This is a genomic window from Pseudovibrio japonicus (genome assembly GCF_014651595.1).
Classification (GTDB): Bacteria; Pseudomonadota; Alphaproteobacteria; order Rhizobiales; family Stappiaceae; genus Pseudovibrio; species Pseudovibrio japonicus.
Genome location: NZ_BMXE01000006.1, coordinates 132,901 through 152,462 on the forward strand (window position 1 = coordinate 132,901; position 19,562 = coordinate 152,462).

The 19,562-nt window shown below is 54.4% G+C and carries 22 protein-coding genes; 17 read left to right on the forward strand and 5 right to left on the reverse strand.

What is annotated here, in order from left to right:
- Nucleotides 1-118: 118 nt before the first annotated feature.
- Nucleotides 119-592, reverse strand: coding sequence for a DUF411 domain-containing protein (locus tag IE076_RS16290; protein ID WP_189437848.1), 474 nt, complete (start codon nt 590-592; stop codon nt 119-121).
- A gap of 56 nt (nt 593-648) precedes the next feature.
- On the reverse strand, nt 649-1,002 hold the full coding sequence (locus tag IE076_RS16295; RefSeq protein WP_189437849.1) for a hypothetical protein: 354 nt from the start codon (nt 1,000-1,002) through the stop codon (nt 649-651).
- Between the two features lie 241 nt (nt 1,003-1,243).
- On the opposite strand from IE076_RS16295, the gene IE076_RS16300 reads away from it, so the two are divergent.
- The 5 genes from IE076_RS16300 to IE076_RS16320 all read left to right on the forward strand — a co-directional run bounded on the left by IE076_RS16300 (nt 1,244) and on the right by IE076_RS16320 (nt 5,622).
- Nucleotides 1,244-1,564: a DUF1330 domain-containing protein gene (locus tag IE076_RS16300; RefSeq protein ID WP_189437850.1), complete on the forward strand. Its 321-nt coding sequence runs from the start codon at nt 1,244-1,246 to the stop codon at nt 1,562-1,564.
- A gap of 230 nt (nt 1,565-1,794) precedes the next feature.
- Nucleotides 1,795-3,390 carry an ABC-F family ATP-binding cassette domain-containing protein gene (locus IE076_RS16305; protein ID WP_189437851.1) on the forward strand — a complete coding sequence of 532 codons (1,596 nt, stop codon included), beginning with the start codon at nt 1,795-1,797 and terminating at the stop codon, nt 3,388-3,390.
- A gap of 177 nt (nt 3,391-3,567) precedes the next feature.
- A complete protein-coding gene (locus IE076_RS16310) occupies nt 3,568-4,668 on the forward strand; it encodes an Ldh family oxidoreductase (protein ID WP_189437852.1) in 1,101 nt (366 codons plus the stop codon).
- A 98-nt stretch (nt 4,669-4,766) separates the two neighbouring features.
- Nucleotides 4,767-5,324, forward strand: coding sequence for an NAD-dependent epimerase/dehydratase family protein (locus IE076_RS16315; protein ID WP_189437853.1), 558 nt, complete (start codon nt 4,767-4,769; stop codon nt 5,322-5,324).
- Nucleotides 5,299-5,622, forward strand: coding sequence for an NAD-dependent epimerase/dehydratase family protein (locus IE076_RS16320; RefSeq protein ID WP_189437854.1), 324 nt, complete (start codon nt 5,299-5,301; stop codon nt 5,620-5,622). Before IE076_RS16315 ends, IE076_RS16320 begins: the two co-directional genes overlap by 26 nt.
- Here the strand turns inward: IE076_RS16320 and IE076_RS16325 are convergent.
- Complete coding sequence (locus IE076_RS16325) at nt 5,608-6,186, reverse strand: histidine phosphatase family protein (RefSeq protein WP_209009194.1); 579 nt, start codon at nt 6,184-6,186, stop codon at nt 5,608-5,610. The genes IE076_RS16320 and IE076_RS16325 overlap by 15 nt on opposite strands.
- Before the next feature lie 261 nt (nt 6,187-6,447).
- Here IE076_RS16325 and IE076_RS16330 point away from each other — a divergent pair, with 261 nt between their 5' ends.
- Nucleotides 6,448-6,744: a winged helix-turn-helix transcriptional regulator gene (locus IE076_RS16330; RefSeq protein ID WP_209009195.1), complete on the forward strand. Its 297-nt coding sequence runs from the start codon at nt 6,448-6,450 to the stop codon at nt 6,742-6,744.
- Between the two features lie 96 nt (nt 6,745-6,840).
- Nucleotides 6,841-7,806: a D-2-hydroxyacid dehydrogenase gene (locus IE076_RS16335; protein WP_189437856.1), complete on the forward strand. Its 966-nt coding sequence runs from the start codon at nt 6,841-6,843 to the stop codon at nt 7,804-7,806.
- A gap of 12 nt (nt 7,807-7,818) precedes the next feature.
- On the opposite strand, the gene IE076_RS16340 is transcribed toward IE076_RS16335, so the two are convergent.
- On the reverse strand, nt 7,819-8,727 hold the full coding sequence (locus tag IE076_RS16340; protein ID WP_189437857.1) for an EamA family transporter: 909 nt from the start codon (nt 8,725-8,727) through the stop codon (nt 7,819-7,821).
- 381 nt (nt 8,728-9,108) lie between these two features.
- Between IE076_RS16340 and IE076_RS16345 the strand changes: the two genes are divergently transcribed.
- From IE076_RS16345 to IE076_RS16375, 7 genes are all read left to right on the forward strand, one after another.
- The gene (locus IE076_RS16345) at nt 9,109-9,495 is read left to right on the forward strand and encodes a hypothetical protein (protein ID WP_209009196.1); all 387 of its coding nucleotides are present in this window, start codon (nt 9,109-9,111) and stop codon (nt 9,493-9,495) included.
- Nucleotides 9,496-9,527: 32 nt separating this feature from the next.
- Nucleotides 9,528-10,253, forward strand: coding sequence for a HupE/UreJ family protein (locus IE076_RS16350; RefSeq protein ID WP_189437858.1), 726 nt, complete (start codon nt 9,528-9,530; stop codon nt 10,251-10,253).
- Between the two features lie 11 nt (nt 10,254-10,264).
- Nucleotides 10,265-11,029, forward strand: a complete 765-nt coding sequence (locus IE076_RS16355) for a hypothetical protein (RefSeq protein WP_189437859.1) — start codon at nt 10,265-10,267, stop codon at nt 11,027-11,029.
- A gap of 588 nt (nt 11,030-11,617) precedes the next feature.
- Complete coding sequence (fbaA, locus tag IE076_RS16360; RefSeq protein ID WP_054667114.1) at nt 11,618-12,688, forward strand: class II fructose-bisphosphate aldolase; 1,071 nt, start codon at nt 11,618-11,620, stop codon at nt 12,686-12,688.
- A gap of 57 nt (nt 12,689-12,745) precedes the next feature.
- Complete coding sequence (locus IE076_RS16365) at nt 12,746-13,639, forward strand: sugar kinase (RefSeq protein WP_189437860.1); 894 nt, start codon at nt 12,746-12,748, stop codon at nt 13,637-13,639.
- Nucleotides 13,640-14,215: 576 nt separating this feature from the next.
- Entirely contained in the window at nt 14,216-15,412 is a 1,197-nt protein-coding gene (locus IE076_RS16370) for a YadA C-terminal domain-containing protein (RefSeq protein WP_189437861.1), read from the forward strand.
- Between the two features lie 18 nt (nt 15,413-15,430).
- Complete coding sequence (locus IE076_RS16375) at nt 15,431-15,928, forward strand: invasion associated locus B family protein (RefSeq protein WP_209009197.1); 498 nt, start codon at nt 15,431-15,433, stop codon at nt 15,926-15,928.
- A 48-nt stretch (nt 15,929-15,976) separates the two neighbouring features.
- On the opposite strand, the gene IE076_RS16380 is transcribed toward IE076_RS16375, so the two are convergent.
- Nucleotides 15,977-16,759 (reverse strand): alpha/beta hydrolase, encoded by a 783-nt coding sequence (locus IE076_RS16380; RefSeq protein ID WP_189437862.1) that lies wholly within the window; start codon nt 16,757-16,759, stop codon nt 15,977-15,979.
- A 410-nt stretch (nt 16,760-17,169) separates the two neighbouring features.
- Between IE076_RS16380 and eat the strand changes: the two genes are divergently transcribed.
- The 3 genes from eat (at nt 17,170) to IE076_RS22720 (ending at nt 19,477) form a co-directional block, all read left to right on the forward strand.
- Nucleotides 17,170-18,492 carry an ethanolamine permease gene (gene eat / locus IE076_RS16385; protein WP_189437863.1) on the forward strand — a complete coding sequence of 441 codons (1,323 nt, stop codon included), beginning with the start codon at nt 17,170-17,172 and terminating at the stop codon, nt 18,490-18,492.
- A gap of 357 nt (nt 18,493-18,849) precedes the next feature.
- A complete protein-coding gene (locus tag IE076_RS16390) occupies nt 18,850-19,236 on the forward strand; it encodes a VOC family protein (RefSeq protein WP_244649707.1) in 387 nt (128 codons plus the stop codon).
- 43 nt (nt 19,237-19,279) lie between these two features.
- Complete coding sequence (locus IE076_RS22720; protein WP_209009198.1) at nt 19,280-19,477, forward strand: hypothetical protein; 198 nt, start codon at nt 19,280-19,282, stop codon at nt 19,475-19,477.
- Nucleotides 19,478-19,562: the final 85 nt, after the last annotated feature.

Genomic DNA, 19,562 nt, shown 5'->3' on the forward strand with positions numbered 1-19,562 from the left:
CAGGAAGGAAAGTGTATTCGTGAAAAGTGGTTTCGGTTTCCCTAAAAGAAAACGCTTAAAGCAACAGGCAGAAGCTGTGCGCTCCTGCCTGTGATTTTTTGGTATTACGGTCTAAGAGTTATTTGCCAGTAACCTGCTGGTACACAGTTGGCTGACCAGTCATCCCGTTTGGCATGGAGTAAACGGTGTAGTTGGTCTCTGCATCCGGCTCGCCCATACCCAGAGAGCCCATTGGCATACCCGGCACGCTCAGGCCCTTGATATCAGGACGCTCAGCCAGCACGCGTTTGACAGCATCAAGCGGGACGTGACCTTCCATCACATAACCATCCACCACTGCGGTGTGGCAGCTCTGCATGTTCTCCGGAACACCAGTCTGACGCTTGATGGTGTCCATGTCTTCTGTCGCATGAACGGTCACGTTGAAGCCAGCTTCTTCCAGCGCGTCAGACCACGCAGTGCAGCATCCACAGTAAGGAGACTTGTAGATGGTCAGGTCTTTGCTGCCCTCTGCGTGCGCAGACATGGAGAATGCACCAGTGGTGAGAGCAACAGCGAACAGGCCAGCGAGCAGGTTTTTCTTGGAGATCATTGTCTATCCAATCCAGATTCTGATTTTTAATTGAGGTAAGTACAGAAGTGTGCTGCTTACGCAGCCCATTGGATTGGAGGCCGGTCAATAGCGGCTTGTTGCGCGGCTAACAAGGCGTCTTGCGCAAAGAAATTCACATGCATCATGCCGTGGGATGGCATCAATGGCGCGGGTTCCGATGTCAAACTCATCACACCAATGCAGGACACAGCTGCCTCGGAGACTTCACCATCCTCGTCACAGCAACTCCACTGCATGGTCTGGTCAGCTGCTTCAGTCTTGTGCTCAGCATGCACCTCCATTGTCTGGAGGGCTTGCGCTGTTTGTTGTGCAGCAAGAGCTGCCGGCATGCTCTTGGCATGGGGCGCTGTTACGAACACAAGCAGCAAAATGGTGAGAACGCGAAACATGCTCGCAACCTAGGCAGAGACTGAGGCAAGATCAAGTTAAACTGCCGTAATCTAACTGAACAAACGCACACTGCGACACTTTGCATCAAAACTATCCCTTTTTCGAAAAAAAGCGCTTGACCTCAACTTAACTTGAAGAAGTACCCCTGTGTTGTCTCTTCACAGACAGGGTGAGGCTGTTCCCCCGACACCGGCGCAATCTTGCGCTTTTGCCTCACCCAACAACACTTGGAGAATTAACATGAGTGAACAAAAACCCGCCTACCTGGTCGCTAGCAGTTTCATGTCGCGGGGCCATGGCTCCCTTGACGAATACGCAAGCAAAGCCCGCCCTCTTCTGGAGGCCGCCGGTGCAGAGCTCGTCGTCTTTGGTGGACCGGACCAACCCTTGGAGCATCTGGAAGGCGCATGGAATTCAGATGCGCAGCTGACTGTCCTCCGGTTCCCGAGCATGGAGGCCCTGAAGGGGTTCTGGGACTCGCCAGAATACCAGGCAATCAAACACCTGCGCACCGACGTCATCCCACCCAACTTCACCGTGGCGGTGGCATCCAGCCTCTAACCCAAGTCCCCGCGCTCTGCTTCCCCAACACGCAGAGCGCCGACTTCCCCCCACTCGCCGTGATGTGAGGACAACACGGGCGAGGGGTGCGCCCGCCGGAACGACATGTGCCTTGACTTTCCGGGTAAACTGCATAGTGTTTGGCGCATTCGAGGCGTAAGGAGATAAAGCGATGAATCAGAACAGGACAACACATTCAATCTGCCCTGTTTCTGTGAAAGTTCATCATCATGCCTTTGTCTATCTCGCTCAACCAGCTGTCGTGGTCCCTACCTGACGGCACTGGCCTTTTTTCTGATCTCAACCTTCAGTTTGCCCCGCACCGCACCGGCTTGATCGGTCGCAATGGCACAGGCAAAACCACGCTACTGAGCTTGATCAGCGGTGCGCTTGAACCTGCCTCCGGATCTGTCACGGTCCAGGGTACCCTTGGCCTGCTCAAACAGCAGGTGCAAAACGGGCCGCGCGATACGGTTGGTGACCTGTTTGGTGTCTCTGATGCCCTGCACATTCTGCAAAAGGCAGAAGAGGGAACGGCCAGCATGGATGAGCTGGCGCAGGCCGACTGGACGCTGGAAAGCCGCATGGAAGCCGCGCTTGCGTCCATGGGGCTGGAGATCACGGCACGGCATCCTCTGGCAGCCCTCTCCGGCGGGCAGATCACCCGCTGCCGGCTGGCGGCGCTTCAGTTTCATGACGCTGACTTTCTGTTGCTGGATGAGCCCACCAACAATCTGGATGCGGATGGCCGCGAGGCACTCGGCGCCTTCCTTGCCAAGTGGCGCAAGGGGGCGATCATCGTCAGCCATGACCGCGCCCTGTTGGAGCAGATGGATTGCATCGTGGAGCTGACCACATTGGGGGCCTCCGCCTTTGGCGGCAACTACAGCTTCTACAAGGCGCAAAAAGCGCTGGAACTGGCGGCGGCCGAACAGGATTTGGCCTCTGCTGAAAAGCGCATGAACGATCTTAACCGCAAGATCCAAAACGTCGCCGAGCGCAAGGCCCGCAAGGATGGCGCTGGCACCCGTGCCCGTTCCAAGCGGGACCAGCCCAAGGTTCTGCTCAACGCCATGCGCAACAAGGCCGAGAACTCACTTGGCGAAAACAGCAATCAGGCGGCTCGCCTGCGTGCGGAAGCCGAGCAGCAATCACAGGCGGCGCGCGAGAAGATTGAGGTGCTGGAGTCCCTGCGCATCAGCGTGGCCTCCTGCGGTATTGCCAAGAGCCAGCGGGTGTTGACGGCGCAAGGGCTGAGTGCAGGTTATGACGCGCAACAGCCCCTGCTTCAGGACTTTTTCCTTGTCATGACTGGCCCGGAACGTGTCGCGATCAACGGGGCCAATGGGTCCGGCAAAACCACCCTGCTGAAGACGCTGGCAGGCCAGCTTAAGCCGCTTGCCGGTTCGTGCCAGTTGCACCCCTCAACGCGTGTTCTCGATCAGCAGGTCAGCTTGCTCAACGCCGAGCTTTCGGTGCTGCAGAATTTCCGTGTGCTAAACCCGGAGCAGGATGAGAACACCTGCCGCGCCATTCTGGCCCGCTTTCTGTTTCGCGCAGACGCCTCCACCCAGCAGGTTAAAACCCTCAGCGGCGGCATGATGCTGCGGGCGGGTCTTGCTTGCGTTCTCGGCGCGGCCCAGCCCCCCAAGCTGCTAGTTCTGGACGAGCCCACCAACCATCTGGACATTGAGGCCGTGGAAGCCATGGAATCCGCGCTCACCGCCTATGACGGTGCTTTGCTTGTAGTCAGCCATGATGCAGCATTTCTGGAAAACATCGGGATCACCAAGCGTATTGAGCTCGATGCATTGCAGCAGGCCTGACCACTCAGATTTTAGCAAATCTTTTAGGCAGGGCTTGATCCTCTTTTCTTATTCGTAGTTTTGACAATTCGCTCAAGATGCATCCTGCACCCCTTAAGTCCCTTGGGGAACATAACGATAGCCAAGAAATAAGAAGGGCTGTGGCCCTGTGTGCTCCCCATAAGAAGGAACTCTTTGATGTACAGCTTTGATGATCTGGTTCGTTTTTCATCGAAAATTCTACAAGCTGCCGGTTTAAACGAAGAGAAGGCCTCCGTAATTGCCCGATTGTTCGTAACCGCTGATGCCATGGGCCATGATACGCATGGATTAAAACTGGTAGCGTTCCATATGCCAGACATCGAAGATGGCCATATGCTTCTCGAGGGAGAACCTGATGTTCTTCAGGACCGGGGAGCGACAGTCGTTTGGGATGGCAAACGCCTCTCGGGAGTGTGGCTGGCACAAAAAGCTCTAAGTCTGGCGGCTGAGAGAGCCAAACAATACGGAACATGTTCCATCGCCATCCAGAGGGCACACCATACCGGTTGTCTTGAAGCCTTTCTCCCCGAGCTGACAGAGCAAGGGTTGATCGCAATGATCACAAACTCTGTTCCTGCTTCAAAACTCATGGCCCCATTTGGTGGGCTAGACCGGGCGCTGTCTACCAATCCCTTTGCAGTTGGAATCCCCACGGGGGACGTCCCCATTCTAATTGATATGTCATGTACGATCTGCGCTGGCACGAAGATAATGCGCTGGGTGGATGAAGGAAAAAAAACACCCGGATACTGGATACAGGACGCTCAAGGAAATCTGTCGAACGATCCAACTATTCTGTTTAGTGAACCAAAAGGAACCCTCCTGCCCATCGGCGGGCATGAGTATGGCCACAAGGGTTATAATCTGGCCCTCATGGTAGAGGCGCTCACCCAAGGTCTTTCCGGGTTCGGCGGTGCAGATTATTCCGAACACATCACTCCAGGCAGCACAAATGGCGGCAAGGCAGACCTTTCCGTTGATAGGCTAGGACCTGTCTTCATTCAGGTTACGGACCCCGAAGCATTTCTTGGTCTAGAGGCATTTGAGCGTCAAACCAAACATCTGGTGGACAGCTGCAAAAACTCACGCCCGATCAATGAGAATGAACCTGTGCGCCTTCCCGGTACCAAAGGATATCTGGGACTTAAAAGAGCTAAGGAGGTAGGGCTTGAGCTTTATCCTGGCATCATGGAAGACATAATTCCCATAGCCGAACGTTACGGTGTGGAGCTACCAGATCCATTGCCGGGGACCTGAAAAGACACGTGAGAATGGGTTCCACGGAGTTTACACTCATGCACGGTCGGTCATATCCTGTTTAGGCGGTTTTGCTGATTGCAGAAGGATTACCAGACATGCAGAAGGTTGTTGTTACAGGAAGTTCTGGCCGCATTGGTAGCGCGATTGTTCGTGCTCTCAAGCCAGCCTACAAACTCATCGGCATAGACCGCATCGCCGCGCCAACCACGACTCATGTTGCAGATATCGCTGATACCAACACCCTGCACCGCTGCTGTCATGGGGCAGTTGCAGTCGTGCATGTGGCGGCGCTGCATGCGCCCCACACCGAGGTCTTCTCTGACGCTGAGTTTCACCGGATCAACGTGCAAAGCACCGTCGCGCTGGCACATGCGGCTCTTGAGCAAAGAGTCCAACGGTTCCTCTTCACGAGCACAACAGCGCTCTACGGCTACGCCAATACGCTTGCAGATAAGGCCGCTTGGATCACCGAGCAAACGAAGCCGCAGCCGCGCACCATCTATCACCGCACCAAGCTGGAAGCTGAGGAACAGCTCGCACTACTCGCCAGTGATCACTTCAAGGTTAGAGTACTACGCATGTCCCGCTGCTTTCCGGAGGAGCCTGCATTGATGGCCGCCTACAGGCTTGCACCGCGGCATCGACGAACGTGACGTCGCCGCAGGCCATCTGGCCGCTCTGACTGATACAGGCAAGGGTTTCGAGCGCTTCATTCTCTCCAGCCAGACGCCCTTTCGCCCTGAGGATGTTGAGGAGCTGAAAGTCGCCGCCCCCGCTGTCATCACCCGCAGAGCACCTGAAATCGTGGAGTTGTTCCGATCCCATGGATGGATGCTGCCAAGGTCGATCGACCGCGTCTATGACCCCGCCTACGCAAGGCAAGTGCTCAACTGGCAAACTCGCTGGGATAGCTTTGACCTTACCCCAGCACCGATCCTAGCTGACGTATGATAGAGTACGCTGGTCGTTTTCGGACTTGGCTATCAGCGTTTCGACACCATCAGCGAGGTGGTAGATGCAGCCCTGTTTGCGGGGCAGTTGCAGCAGTTCCAGCTGATCCAGCCCCATGTAAATCCCGCGAAGAATGATGGAGGTGATGCCGTGGGTGACGATGATGGCCGGGGCGGTCAACTCATCCAGAAAACTCTGAACACGCGCTGAGATTTCCTCGAAGGTTTCGCCTTGCGGGCTCATAAAGTGCCAGAGGCCACTTTCGTAATCATCCCCGATCAGGCTCTTCAGTTCCGATCTGGCCTTCCCTTCCCAAGCACCGAAGTTGATTTCCTTCAGGCGGTCATCCAGTACTTGTTCAATCTGCGGCCCAAGCGCGATCTGTGCGGTATGCACGGTGCGATACTGCGGGCTGATAAACGCCTGCTTTGGCAACGTCTCAACACCGGAAAGCAGTTCGTATTGCAGCTGCGCCTGTGCTTTGCCTTTCGCGGTCAGCGGAGAATTCTTCTGCCCCTGAAACTTGCCCGCGACATTCCATTCAGTTTGACCATGCCGAAGCACAAAAAGTTCCGGATACTTTACCAAGAGACCACCCAACAAAAAAAACATCTAAAATCAAGAGATGGAGTGTGCCGACAACTGCAGAGTGTGTCCAGCCCAAACCAAGGAGGCGCCGAACCTTGCGACAAACTGAGGCCTTTCTAAGGCTATTCGGCTCCACCCCACTGAAACTCAATTGATTTTAACAATAAGCTGAGTTAGCACCGGTACACCTGCAAGGTATCCGCATGACGAGTATTACAAACAAGCGTGTAAGCAAAAATGAAAAGTGACAGTGCAGATCATATCGGCTCTGTAGAGACAGTCGCCGCAACGGTTGCCATCATCGGCGGCAAATGGAAACCGATCCTGCTTTACCATCTGGTGACCGGCTCCAAACGATTCTCCGAATTAAAGAAACTCATGCCCTGCACCTCTGACCGGATGCTCACCCGCTCACTGAGGGAGTTGGAGGTAGACTTCATCATACGCCGCGAGGTATATGCCGAAGTACCTGTGCGTGTGGAATACTCACTCACAAAAGACGGCCTGTCGCTCATACCGGTCTCAATGCCTTGAGCAAGTGGGGGCTGTCCCGCGCTGGAAAGGACGACGAGCCTGCAGAGCCGTCGTCTCTCTTTGACGCATTGCTTCCAACATTTTCGGGGTAGCCCTATGAAGATCGCATTTCTGGACCAGAGCACCATCGGGCCATCCGTCCGCATCTCCAAACCCGCTTTTGCCCATGACTGGGTAGACTATGACAACACTTCCCCTGACGAGGTGCTGGAGCGGTTACAAGGGGTCCAGATCTGCATCACCAACAAGGTTAGGGTTTCGGCTAGTGTGCTGAAGCAGCTACCGGACCTGAAGCTGATCTGCGTCGCGGCAACCGGTTTCGACAACGTCGACATCGCCACTTGCGACGAGTTGGGCATTGTGGTCTCCAACGTGCGCGGTTATGCGGTCAACACGGTACCAGAGCATGCCTTCGCACTCATTTTCGCCCTGCGCCGCTCGCTCGTGGGGTACCGGCAGGATGTGATCAACGGCGAGTGGCAAAAGGCCGGCACATTCTGCTTCTTCAACCACCCTATCAAGGATCTGGCAGGCTCGCGTCTGGGGATCATCGGCAGTGGTACACTGGGCAAGGGTACAGCCCGCATTGGTGAGGCTTTCGGCATGGACGTGGTCTATGCGGAGCGCAAGGGAGCCGCTGAGGTTCGTTCGGGTTACACCCCGTGGCAGGAGGTGATCACCACCAGCGATGTGATCTCCCTGCACACACCGCTGACGCCGGAAACCCGCGGCATGATCTCCACGCCGGAGTTCGAGGCGATGAAACAGAAGCCGATCCTCATCAACACCTCGCGCGGAGGTCTGGTTGATGAAGCTGCTCTGGTAGGGGCACTCGACAATCAGCAGATCGCCGCTGCGGGATTTGACGTGCTAACCACGGAGCCACCACAAACCGACAATCCGTTGCTGGGCATTTTGGACCGCCCCAATGTGATCGTAACGCCTCATGTTGGCTGGGCCTCAGAAGAAGCCATGCAGACGCTTTGGGATCAGCTGATTTCCCACATGGAGAACTTCCATAAAGGTACGCCGACGAACGCTGTTGGTAGCGCAGGCCGCTAAGACACAGTCTATTCAGCTGGCGGCGATGACAATCCCGACGCCAGCCAGCGCAACCAGAACGCAGCCCGCCAGCTCAACCGGCGTGATCTTTTCTCGGAAAAACATCCATGACGCAGCCAGCGTAAAGACCAGCTCGATCTGGGCCAGTGCGCGCACATAGGCGACCTGCTGCAAGGTCATGGCGGTAAACCAGCCGATAGACCCGGCAATGCCCGCCAGCCCCACCAGTGCGGACAAGCGCCAGTTTACGAACGCCGCACGCAGCTCTGATGGGCACTTCACAGACATCCATGAGGCCATAACCACCGTTTGGAACGCGGTCACACACACCAGCGTAAACGCCGCTTGCAAGAGGAAGGAGTCCGCCTCAACAGAGAGGGAGGCGGTGCGATAGAAGGCAGCGGACGCGCCGAAAAAAGCCGCCGAGGCCAGTCCAATCAAGGCAGGTTTGCCAACCAAGGACGACAGCACAACGGCGCGCGATGGTCTCTGCTTACCAAAGCTGATGAACAACACCCCGATGATACCAAGAGCAAGCGCGCCCATGCCAAGCGGGGTCAGCCGTTCCCCCAGCAGAATGAAACCAAACAGAGCGGCCTGCACCGGCTCCGTCTTGGAATAGGCCGTGCCCACCGCAAAGTTGCGAAAAGAGAACAGGTGCACCAGCAAGAACGTGGCAATGATCTGCGCCAACCCGCCGAGTACGGCGGCCCAATAAAAGGCGGTGCCCACACCGGGTATCCCCTCGCCCGTGAGCCGGAGGATGAGCGCCAGATATAAAACCGCAATTGGGAAGCCAAACCCGAAGCGAATGAAAGTCGCGCCTGTGGTTCCGATCTTGCCCTTCAGATACTTTTGCAGCGCAGAACGCAGGTTCTGACTAAACGCCGCCGCAATCGTGATCGGGATCCACAGTTCCATTTTGACATATCCTCAACTGCACCCAACCAGCATAGAGCGATCACCCCCATATTTGCTATAGTTTTCCTTATATTATCCTGTAAGCATACTCACCTTTTATTGAGGTATACAGAATATTCTTCAATCACATTGGGGGACTTGGCTTAGCTGGTACTCAGGCCCCCACAAACATCTCGGTGCCCCTAATGATGAGGAAGGAACGTTTGTTCTTTTGCGCCGAAAACGCATCCCCTCACACGATTGCGCGCAGTCCGTCTGTTGCAATTAGCGTTTTCCAAGCCATCAACTTTCCAGTCTTTTTCTCGGACTAAGTCCATGGTACTGCTATAGTCCTCTGACCTATCAGCGCCAATTACTGCTTGAGAGTTGACCGACTGCTGCATGTCGTATCGTCTTGTGACCTTGCTAAAATCTGTCCTGCTCACGTGCATCACCTTGATGCTCGTGTTTTCCGTCATTGGCCGCTCTTCGCCCTCGCATGACCTGCGTCTACTGGCGCAAACAACCTATCAGCAGCATGTGATGGAAGAGGCGCATAGTCAGGAGACAGACCACAGTCACGACGTGTTTGAAGATGATCAGGAAGTCGCAGGGCACGTGCACGGACATAACTCTTCTGATCATTCACACGAAGCATCGGCTGAACCTGTTCTTACGCGTCTGATGATCTCAGCGATTGCGGGCAAGCCCGCAGCTCTACCCATTAAGAGCCTACGATTTGACCTCGCCTCACGGTTGGAGCGCCCTCCCCGTCCAGTCCTTCTGTAGCACCAATCCTTTAAACTACAGATGGACTTTCCATGCTATTTCCTCTTCAGCGCGCAGGCGCTGAGCGGTGGACGCCGACACGTCTTCTGCTGCTCTCCTGCATCTTGCTGCTGGCATTCACATTGCCTGCAATGGCCCACGGCATTGCGACCGGTGACAAGGGCTATATTCAAGAGATCTCCGGGATCAACCTCATCCCCTTCATGTATCTTGGCGCCAAACATATGGTCACGGGATACGATCACATCCTGTTTCTGCTGGCCGTCGTTTTCTTCATCTACAAAAGCAGAGACATCGGCATCTATGTGAGTCTGTTCGCCATCGGCCACTCCACCACGATGTTGCTCGGGGTCTACTTCAACATCGGCATCAACGCATACCTCATCGACGCCATCATCGGCTTCTCGGTGGTTTATAAAGCGCTCGACAACATGGGCGCTTATCGGGTGTGGTTTAAGTATCAGCCCAACACCCGCCTCACCACACTGGTCTTCGGGTTCTTTCACGGCTTTGGGCTGTCCACCAAGATCCACGAGTACGACATCTCGCCGGACGGACTGGTGCCAAACCTGCTTGCCTTCAACGTGGGCGTCGAACTGGGTCAGTTGCTGGCCCTGAGCGGTATTCTCATCGTTATGGGCTACTGGCGGCGCACGCAGACATTCTGGCGTTACGCATACTCCCTGAACACCACCATGATGACAGCAGGCTTTGCGCTGGTTGGATACCAGCTCACCGGCCTCTTCCTATCTTTATAATTTGAGGCCCCATGTATAATACAACTCCCCCAAAGCGCTCCGAGCTGCCAACTTCGGCCCAGCTAATGCGCTCAACAATCATCGCTGCTCTTTCCGCACTGGTTCTTCTGGTCGTGGTGATCCTACCCTCTGAATACGGGGTGGATGCCACAGGCATGGGCCGCGTTCTGGGCCTGACCCAAATGGGCGAGATCAAAACCCAGCTGGCCAAAGAAAGCGCTGAGGATGCAACCGCAACCGCTGCTGCCACACCTGCCCCAACCCAGCCCGTTCCATCCGCTGCACCGGAACTCGCCGGGCGCATGGATGAGATCGAACGGAAGCTGACCGAGGTCATGCTAAAGCAACAGCTAGAGCAAACTGCGGAAGCGACTTTCGAACCGGCTGTGAACACAGCAACACCGCCGGTGAAAACAGTGGTCACGGCCCCTGTGGTGCAACCCGCTGCTCCAGCCCCTGAGATCAAAAGCGACCAGACCACCATCGAGTTGGCGCCCGGCGAAGGCGTTGAGGTGAAGCTGGTGATGAAGGAAGGCAAGACAGCCTTCTATCGCTGGACAGCAAACGGCAGCGTTCTCAACTACGACACCCACGGTGATGGGAACGGAAGATCCATCTCATATGTGAAGGGACGCGGCATCCCGCAGGACGAAGGCGAGCTCACAGCGGCATTTGATGGCAACCATGGCTGGTTCTGGCGCAACAGAACTAACAGCCCTGTCACATTATCACTGGAGACGCGTGGCGACTACGAGGCATTTAAACGTCTGAAGTGACCGACTCAATAAGGTAACCTGGTCGTCAATTCGGGTGGTTTTTTCATAGTTTCACCGTCAAAATATCTGTGAAAGAGAATAAATCACCCGGATTTGTCCCCGGATGCGCACAGAATCTGGCGACAATCTGTCATGGGTTTGATTACTTATTCGGTGGCACTGTCATGATATATTTGTCATAAAACCAAATTAGTACTCTCAAAATTGTAAGTAACCCCAACATTCCGCTTGGTCACTTTGCGATTTGTCATAGGAATGCGCCTCAAACCCCGGTATGGTCCTTAAATCAGCGCTCTCCACGCCCGCAAAGCCTACGTACTCCTACTTATTTCAATCTCCCCCATTTCGATGCACTTTCGCGTCAAATCTTTTGCACCCGGTGAAAAACTTTTCACCAGCAAGGTTTGCCGCCACCCTCGGCAAGCCTCATTCGGGGCCTTACCGCCTGCTATCCCCCCTTTTAGTAGGCGCGTAACAACCGAGTCATATGAGTAAAGGCGAAGCCCACACCCTGCTGTTCCTGACAGCATTCCCTCCTCCCGGGCTTCGCTTTTTACTCACTCAACATGTGATCGGGAGACCTTTAAGGTGACGAAGCTGCGTCCAGGCGTCATTTTTGGCGAAGAATACAAAACCCTCATTCAGGCCTCACGCGAAGGGCAGTACGCTCTTCCAGCAGTAAACGTGGTTGGCACTAACTCAATCAACGCAGTGCTCGAAGCTGCGGCAGCCAACAAATCCGACGTAATCGTACAGCTCTCAAACGGCGGCGCACAGTTCTACGCTGGTGCAGCCATGCCGGACAGCTTCCAGGCTCGTGTTCTTGGCGCGGTATCCGCTGCCCAGCACGTGCACCTGCTGGCAAAACATTACGGTGTTTGTGTCGTGCTCCATACAGACCACGCAAACCGTAAACTGGTGCCTTGGCTGGAAGCTCTTATCTCGCACGGTGAAGACTACTTCCGTGCAAATGGCCGTCCCCTCTTCACATCACACATGCTGGACCTTTCCGAGGAAACTCTGGAAGACAACCTGTCTGAAAGTGAGCGCCTGCTGAAGCGCATGGCTCCTTTGCAGATGAGCCTTGAGATCGAACTCGGCTGCACTGGTGGTGAAGAAGACGGCGTTGGTTCTGATGATGACATCGGATCTGACAATCCAAAACTGTACACCCAGCCAGAAGACGTGCTGGAAGCGTACAACCGCCTCAACCCACTGGGCCACTTCTCTGTAGCTGCCTCCTTCGGCAACGTGCACGGCGTTTATAAGCCGGGCAACGTGAAGCTGCGCCCTGAGATCCTGCGTGAAAGCCAGAAGCTGGTTCGCGAAACCCACGGTCTGGGCGAAAACCCACTGCCACTCGTGTTCCACGGTGGTTCCGGCTCTGAGAAAGCGAAAATTGCGGAAAGCCTCGGTTACGGCGTGTTCAAAATGAACATCGACACTGACACCCAGTTCGCATTCTCCGAACAAGCAGGCGCTTATGTGTTCGAAACGCCAAATGCGTTCAAACATCAGATCGACCCGGAGACCGGTGTCCCTTATAAGAAGGTCTACGATCCGCGCAAATTGCTGCGGGAAGGTGAAAAAGGCATTGTCACTCGTATGACAGAAGCCTTTGCTGATCTTCGCAGCGCTGGTAAATCCCTAGCGCAGTAAGAATGACCTGACAGACCACACGTTGGGGGTGTGGTCTGGTTTTTGATGGAGTACAGGATGAAAGCGCTATTCATTGGCCAGTCCTATATCGACGTAACCTTTTTGTCAGAAATCATGCCGGAAGGCGATGAAAAGGCAATTGCGCAGGATTATGCCGTCAGCTTTGGTGGCAACGCTGTAACTGCAGCTTTTGTCTGCGCAAAGCTGGGCATTGCACCAGACCTTCTGTGCTCCATGGCAGATGACTGGCTGTCCCGCATGTTCCGCGATATGGCAGCCAAGTACTCCATTCCGATCCACAGCTGTAAGGTGAAGGAAAGCTCCCTTTCCTTCATCATGCCAAAGGACGGCAAACGCGCCATCGTGCGTTGTCGTGACAACGATTTCCTGCACCCGTTCCCAGAGCTGAACCTTGCTGGCTGTCAGGCGTTGCACGTGGATGGTCACATCCCGCACGCAGCGCTGCACTACGCCAAACTGTGCCGCAAGCACGGTATCCTCACTTCGCTGGATGGCGGCGCTGTGCGTGAGAACACTGAAGAGCTTCTCGATTACATTGATGTGGCGATTGTCTCTGAACTGTTCTGCGAGCAACTGGGTAAATCCCCGGAAGACACGCTGGAATACCTGCGTGCCAAGGGCGTCAAGGTGGGCGGTGTGACACAGGGTGAACAAGGCCTGCTCTGGTACGAAGACAAGTGCCCGATCAAGCGTCTGGCTGCTCTGAAAGTACCGGGTGATCGCGTCCTCGACACCAACGGTGCGGGTGATACCTTCCACGGTGCTTATGTTTACGCTTATCTGGCGGACCCTAAAGGGGCTTGGGAAGACCACTTCAAGCTGGCCCGTGCAGCATCTGCCCATGCCATTCAGTTCCTCGGCAACGAGGCGTCTCTACCAACCGTCCTTGATCTGGACAACGTGCAGAAAAACTTTCCTGCGAGCGACTAATTCTGGAGGGCTTTGCTGATGCTTAACTGCGCAGCGGTTGAGCCTTCTGGTGCCAAATAAAAACAATAAGAACGAACAAAAATAATAATAACAGGCCCCACTTGGGCACTTGTTCATGTGGCGCTCGCACACTCCAAAAAACCCCGTCTCTTCATGAGGCGGGGTTTTTATTTTGCCCTTCCCCTCCCAACGCCAGAACTCCACAGCAGGCGATGACTCACTGATAGCTATACCCCGGTTATTTAGGCGGGCTAAAAATGTGGGAGAGCGGTCAAGAACCTTCAATTTTCTCAAATTCACTTCGTTAAAAACCGAGAATTCACGGGCTTCTCATTACCTAGATATAGCCCTCTGAATTATTACTGGCATTGTTTTACTAATATTCCTCCAAAATTCCTACGAATATAAGTAGGCACATGATGAGGCCGATTGATCACAGGCTTCTTTCACAAGGTCACAAATTGTATTCCAAGAACTGCTCGCCAGATGCGACAGAACAATTTCTGCATGCCAAATCAATGGTTTCCGGCAGCAGTATTTAGCTCAGTTTTTATTGTTTCAAACAGGGTTTTTACGATGACTCATCTCAAGTACTCATGTGCATTAATCGCTTTGTTAGCGGGTGCAGGCATGGCACACGCAGGCACAATCACCATCACCCCAGGCGACGCTAGTGCGGTCACTCATTACAAAGGCGAGACAGACAACCTCGCAACAGCCTATGATGAGACTACAGAGACACCCATTGGCGAGCGCAAAAATGTAGACCGCATTTTTGCCAACGAAATTAACGATAATGCAGCAAGCATTGCTGACTTCGAAACTCTGTTTGGAACAATTCAGACCACAGCAGCAAACCCAATCCCGACAACTGCGACAGATCCCCTCATCGACGCGGGCAGCACAGCACTTGCTGATGCAAGAGCGGCGGTTGACGCGATTGATAACAATCAGGCACTGAAGGATGAGTGGACCACATATCTCGACCATGTGAAAGCAAAAGCTGCTGCTGGCGAAGAGGTTACAGAGACCAGACCCGCTGATCCAACCGCAGGCGACTATACGGGCGGAGCTGTACCAGCGACTGCACTAGCCACTCTGGGCGATTTGGATACCGCAGTAGGTGATTACTCTGGCGCCTACGACACGTTCGTAACCGAAAACGCCGCCTACAATACCTACACAACAGCGAGTGCTGATGGTGCTTCCGGTAGAGCAACCGCTGAAGCGCTTGAGAACGGCGAGGGGCTGGCAACCGGCATTCTGGCGTCCTTCAACGCAGTAGACGCAAAGATTGGTGACATCAGCACCCTGCCAAGCGACTTGCAGGCGGCGGATCCGGCAGAAACCACCATGGTCTCCGCTGTGACCGCGCTGAACGAGAAGGTTGGGTCGCTGGATGATCTGAACTCATCCTTCACCGGCACTGCCCGTGACAATGTGGTTGCCGCCGTTAACAGCAATGCTGATCGGATTACCGCGAATACGGATGCAATTGCTAGCAACAGCTCGCGCATTGTTTCGCTGGAAGAGGACGTGGATGAGCTGCAGGCCGGTGTTGCCATGGCGATCGCGATTGCCAACGCGCCAATCATTCAGGGTGGCATGAACGGTCTGTCACTCTCCGGTGGCTTTGGGCACTTCAAAGGAAAGTCAGCTGGCTCCATGAAAGCCGCGTTCATGCCCATGGAGAACGTTGCCATCACAGCCTCTGTCGCAACCGACTTTGATGAAAACGTCGCCGCCGGTGCCGGTATCGGCTTCTCGTTCTAAAATTCTCAGGAGAGGCACATGAGCCGACTTCTCTCAATCTTCTTTGTCGCCTTCGCCATGGTATTCCATGGCGGGGGCATTGTCGCAATCTCCTCCGCTCAGGCAAAGGAGGAATGGTCCGTTCAATGCAGCAGGCAGCAGTGCCAAGTTTATGCAGAGATCCGACTACAAAACGGCGTTTTATTCAACAACATCGCCTTCCGCAAGCTCAACGCGACCACCTATGCAGGCATCCTCAAACTGCCGTTGGGCATTCACATCCCGAGCGGCATCAATATCGGCATTGACGATGCAGCGATTATTCAGGCCAAGCTGATCACCTGTAATCCTGAGGGCTGTGAGGCCGCCTTTACCGCGAACAAAACGGTCGTGGACTTCCTCAAGCGCGGCGATCAAATGTCGATTCTCGTGCGCAAGGCAGGCGACAGAAAGCAACTGGCCCTCAACTACTCTCTTATCGGCTTCACCCGCAACTGGAACGAGTTCCACCATCGCATGGAAACCATGACGCCGTAACATGAGGGGCAAGGGGGTAATCTGGACGGTTCAACACCCTCTCAATTTCTACGTTTCCGGGAAGATCTGGTTCTCGGCAACCCACTGATCAAACGCACGCAATGTGTTCTCCTGCTCTTTACCAACCATCACCAGATGGTCAGAGTTGGGGAGCACGACGAGCGTTCCGTTGTTTTTGTAGCGGTTGGCGGTAAGGTGAGCGATGCGTGGGGATACCATTCGGTCTTTGGCACCCGCTATTGTGAGCACGGGCACGGTGATGGCATTCACATCCACCCGTGATGAGCGATGCGGATCAAGGAACCAGAAGGCCATTTCGGCGTAAGCGCGGCCGGATTCCACATTGAGCTTTGCAAAGAATTCGCGGGCCTTTTCCTCCGACTGTTCGTTCGCCGCACAGGCGCGGAACGCCGCCCAATCCGGATAGAGCGGTTTCCGCCAGAACCCCCACTGCAAGAAGTGCTTATAAAAGGCTCGCGTCGTGGTTGGGTAGAACGGGTACATACCCCATGCAGGTGCCGTGGAGAGTAAGAGCAGGCCCTTGCTTTCCACGCGAGCGCCAACGAGCTGGGCTAACAAGCCGCCCATGGACCCACCTCCGATGATGGGCGGTTCCTCCAGTGTTTTGACCAAGTCCACCAGATCATTCACATAGTCCAGCAGCCGCACACGTGCGACTCGTGTTGCGGCTTCCTGAACAGGCAGATCATGGTAACGCAACGTGGGTGTGTGCACGGAGTATCCGCGCTGTTCCAGCTCTACCCGTATTTCATCCCAGTTGGAACCATGCCCGCCTGTACCATGGATGAGAACAATCTCTTTCTTCGCCATCTGTTTGTCCTTCCCGGAGCAAAAGAATTCGATCAAAAACAAGGCTCACTTTGAACGGCTTCTCAAGGTCCATCGTGTAGCTACAAGAAGCCTTAAAACGTAAATCTCTTGAGGAATTGAGCGCGGTTCACGATCAAGGGAGAAGGTTCGAAATCGCTACTCGCACTCATAGTATTAGGAAATAGGTCATTTCTGAATGAATTCTCTTAATGCGGTTAAAGTTTGCTTCATTGGCATTGTTTTGGCGAGCTGCGCTGCAGTGGCCATGGATGCCATCTCCAAAGTGACCGGAATTTGCCGATGAGCAAAAATTCTGAGCCTCTAATCCGAGGGTATCAGGCCGCCTCAAGAAGTTTGTAAGATGTTTTCAGCGAGAGAACGCTGTCTGGTGAAAGTGCAGTATTGAACCCATGAGCACAGAAGAAAATCCTCAGCTTAAAAAGGGCGTAGCTGGCTGGTTTTTACTAGCAACCCTTGGTGTTTCCTACGTGATTTCAGGAAGTTTTGCCGGTTGGAACTACGGCTTCGCGGTTTCAAGCTGGTTTGGCATGATGATCGCGGTAGGACTAATGGGCATCATGTACTTTGGCCTCGTTCTCTGTCTTGCGGAGATGTCTGCCGCACTGCCAAGCGCTGCCGGAGGCTACCGGATTTCGCGAAAGGTGATGGGCGATACCGGCGGCTTTGCAACGGCGCTGGCCGTTCTGCTGGAATACTCCATCGCCCCTGCGGCTATTGTGATTTTCATCGGCCAGTACCTGAATGCGCTCTGGGGCATTGATGGGCCGTTGGTGTACGCCGCGTTCTATCTATTCTTTATCGGCATTCACCTCATCGGCGTAGGCGAGGCCCTGCGGTTTATGCTGGTGGTGACCGTACTCGCTGTATTGGCCATTGTCGTGACGCTGGTGGCGTTGGTTCCCAGTTTCAGCATTGCCAATTTAGCCATATCCTCGCAGTCTCCCGCTGATCAACAAACGCTTTTTGCATTCGACAGCTTCTCAATCTGGGCTGCTCTGCCTTTCGCGATGTGGCTGTTTTTGGCGGTGGAAGGAGTGCCTCTTGCAGCCGAAGAAGCCAAGAACCCTGCGACAGACCTTCCCCGAGGCATCATCGCCGCCATGGTCTTTTTGCTGGTCAATGGGTTCTTGATTGCGGTGATCATACCGGGCGCGGTGACCTCCGGAGAGGTGGGGGGCTATGATGCGCCGCTGGTTGATGCTCTTCATCACGCATTTGGTGGAAGATCCGCTTTGGCAGCCTTCGTCAACGTGGTTGGCCTTGCCGGGCTGATTGCCTCGTTTTTCTCCATCATCTTCGGCTACAGCCGCCTGGTCTTTGCCATGTCGCGCGAGGGCTATCTGCCACGCTTCATGTCTGCCGTCAGCTCGCGCAAAGTGCCCCATTGGGCGCTGATCATTCCCGGTGTAATCGGCTTTATCTGCTCCCTGACCGGCGAAGGTCAGCTGATGATCAACATCGCGGTGATCGGGGCAACCCTATCCTACGCATTGCAAAGCATGAGCTATATCCTGTTGAAGCGGAACTACGCCGACCTGCACCGCCCCTACAACGCACCGGGCGGGCAAAAGACCGCTTACGTCACACTGACCCTTTCAGTAATCGCCCTCACCTCCTGCTTCGCCTACGACCTCGTAGCCGCAATAATCGCCTCAAGCCTTCTGGGTGTGGGCGTTATCTATTACGTACTGATGGGTAAACAGGCACAATAGCAGCGTGTTGAGCCTGTTGTGTTGGGATGTGGCCGCATAACATAGTCTTGTAGTGAGTAATGATGTTTCAGGCTAAGCCTAAGAGATCGCCTCAATGATTAGCAACTTGGCCAGCCTTCCCGCCCTGTGTCTGGTCATTTTCGAGGTCTGCGATGCTTTGGTTGCAGAAAAAGGAATTGCCTTATCATGTCAGACTGTTTTCCAGCACCTCGTTGTTTTAGAGAAAGCCGGACTGATCGTAAAATCATGGAAGTAGTGGACGAAAGCCCATTCGTTGATCACCAACGAAGATCACATTACTGCTGCATCATGGCTCATGAGGCACAAACATAACATAGAGGAAATATGAGGATTTACGTGACTAACGTCTTTGTCGATGATCAGGACAAAGCAGAGAAATTCTACACTGATCTCCTCGGGTTCAAGGTGAAGAACAATATTCCTTTAGGTGAAAACCGTTGGCTGACGGTCGTATCGAGTGAAGATCCTGAGGGAACGGAGCTACTGCTTGAGCCAAGTGACCATCCTGCCGTGAATCCCTACAAAGAAGCACTGTTTTCCGATGGCATCCCTGCACACTCTTTTCAAGTGCAGGACCTTGATGCGGAACGAAAAAGATTGGGCGATCTGGGAGTAAAGTTTACTGTTGAGCCGATGGATGCAGGGCCGGTCCGCATGGCAGTTCTCGACGACACCTGTGGGAATCTGATTCAGTTGATTCAGATGACTAACGCCGCCCAATAGTTAATGCAGCACTGTCAGCTCACGTAAGGTGCGCCATTGGGCCTTGATCATTCCGCGTGTCACCGGGTTTATCTGCTCCCTGAGCGGCGAAGGACAGCTGATGATCAACATCGTGGTAGTCGGGGCAACCCTATCCTACGCACTTCAAAGCATGAGCGATCTCCTGCTGAAGCGGAATTTCGCCGACCTGCACCGCCCCTACAACGCACCGGGCGGGCAAAGACTGCACACGTCACACTGACCCTTTCAGCAATCGCCCTCACCTCCTGCTTCGCCTACGACCTCGTAGCCGCAGTCATCGCATCAAGCCTCTTGGGCGTGGGCGT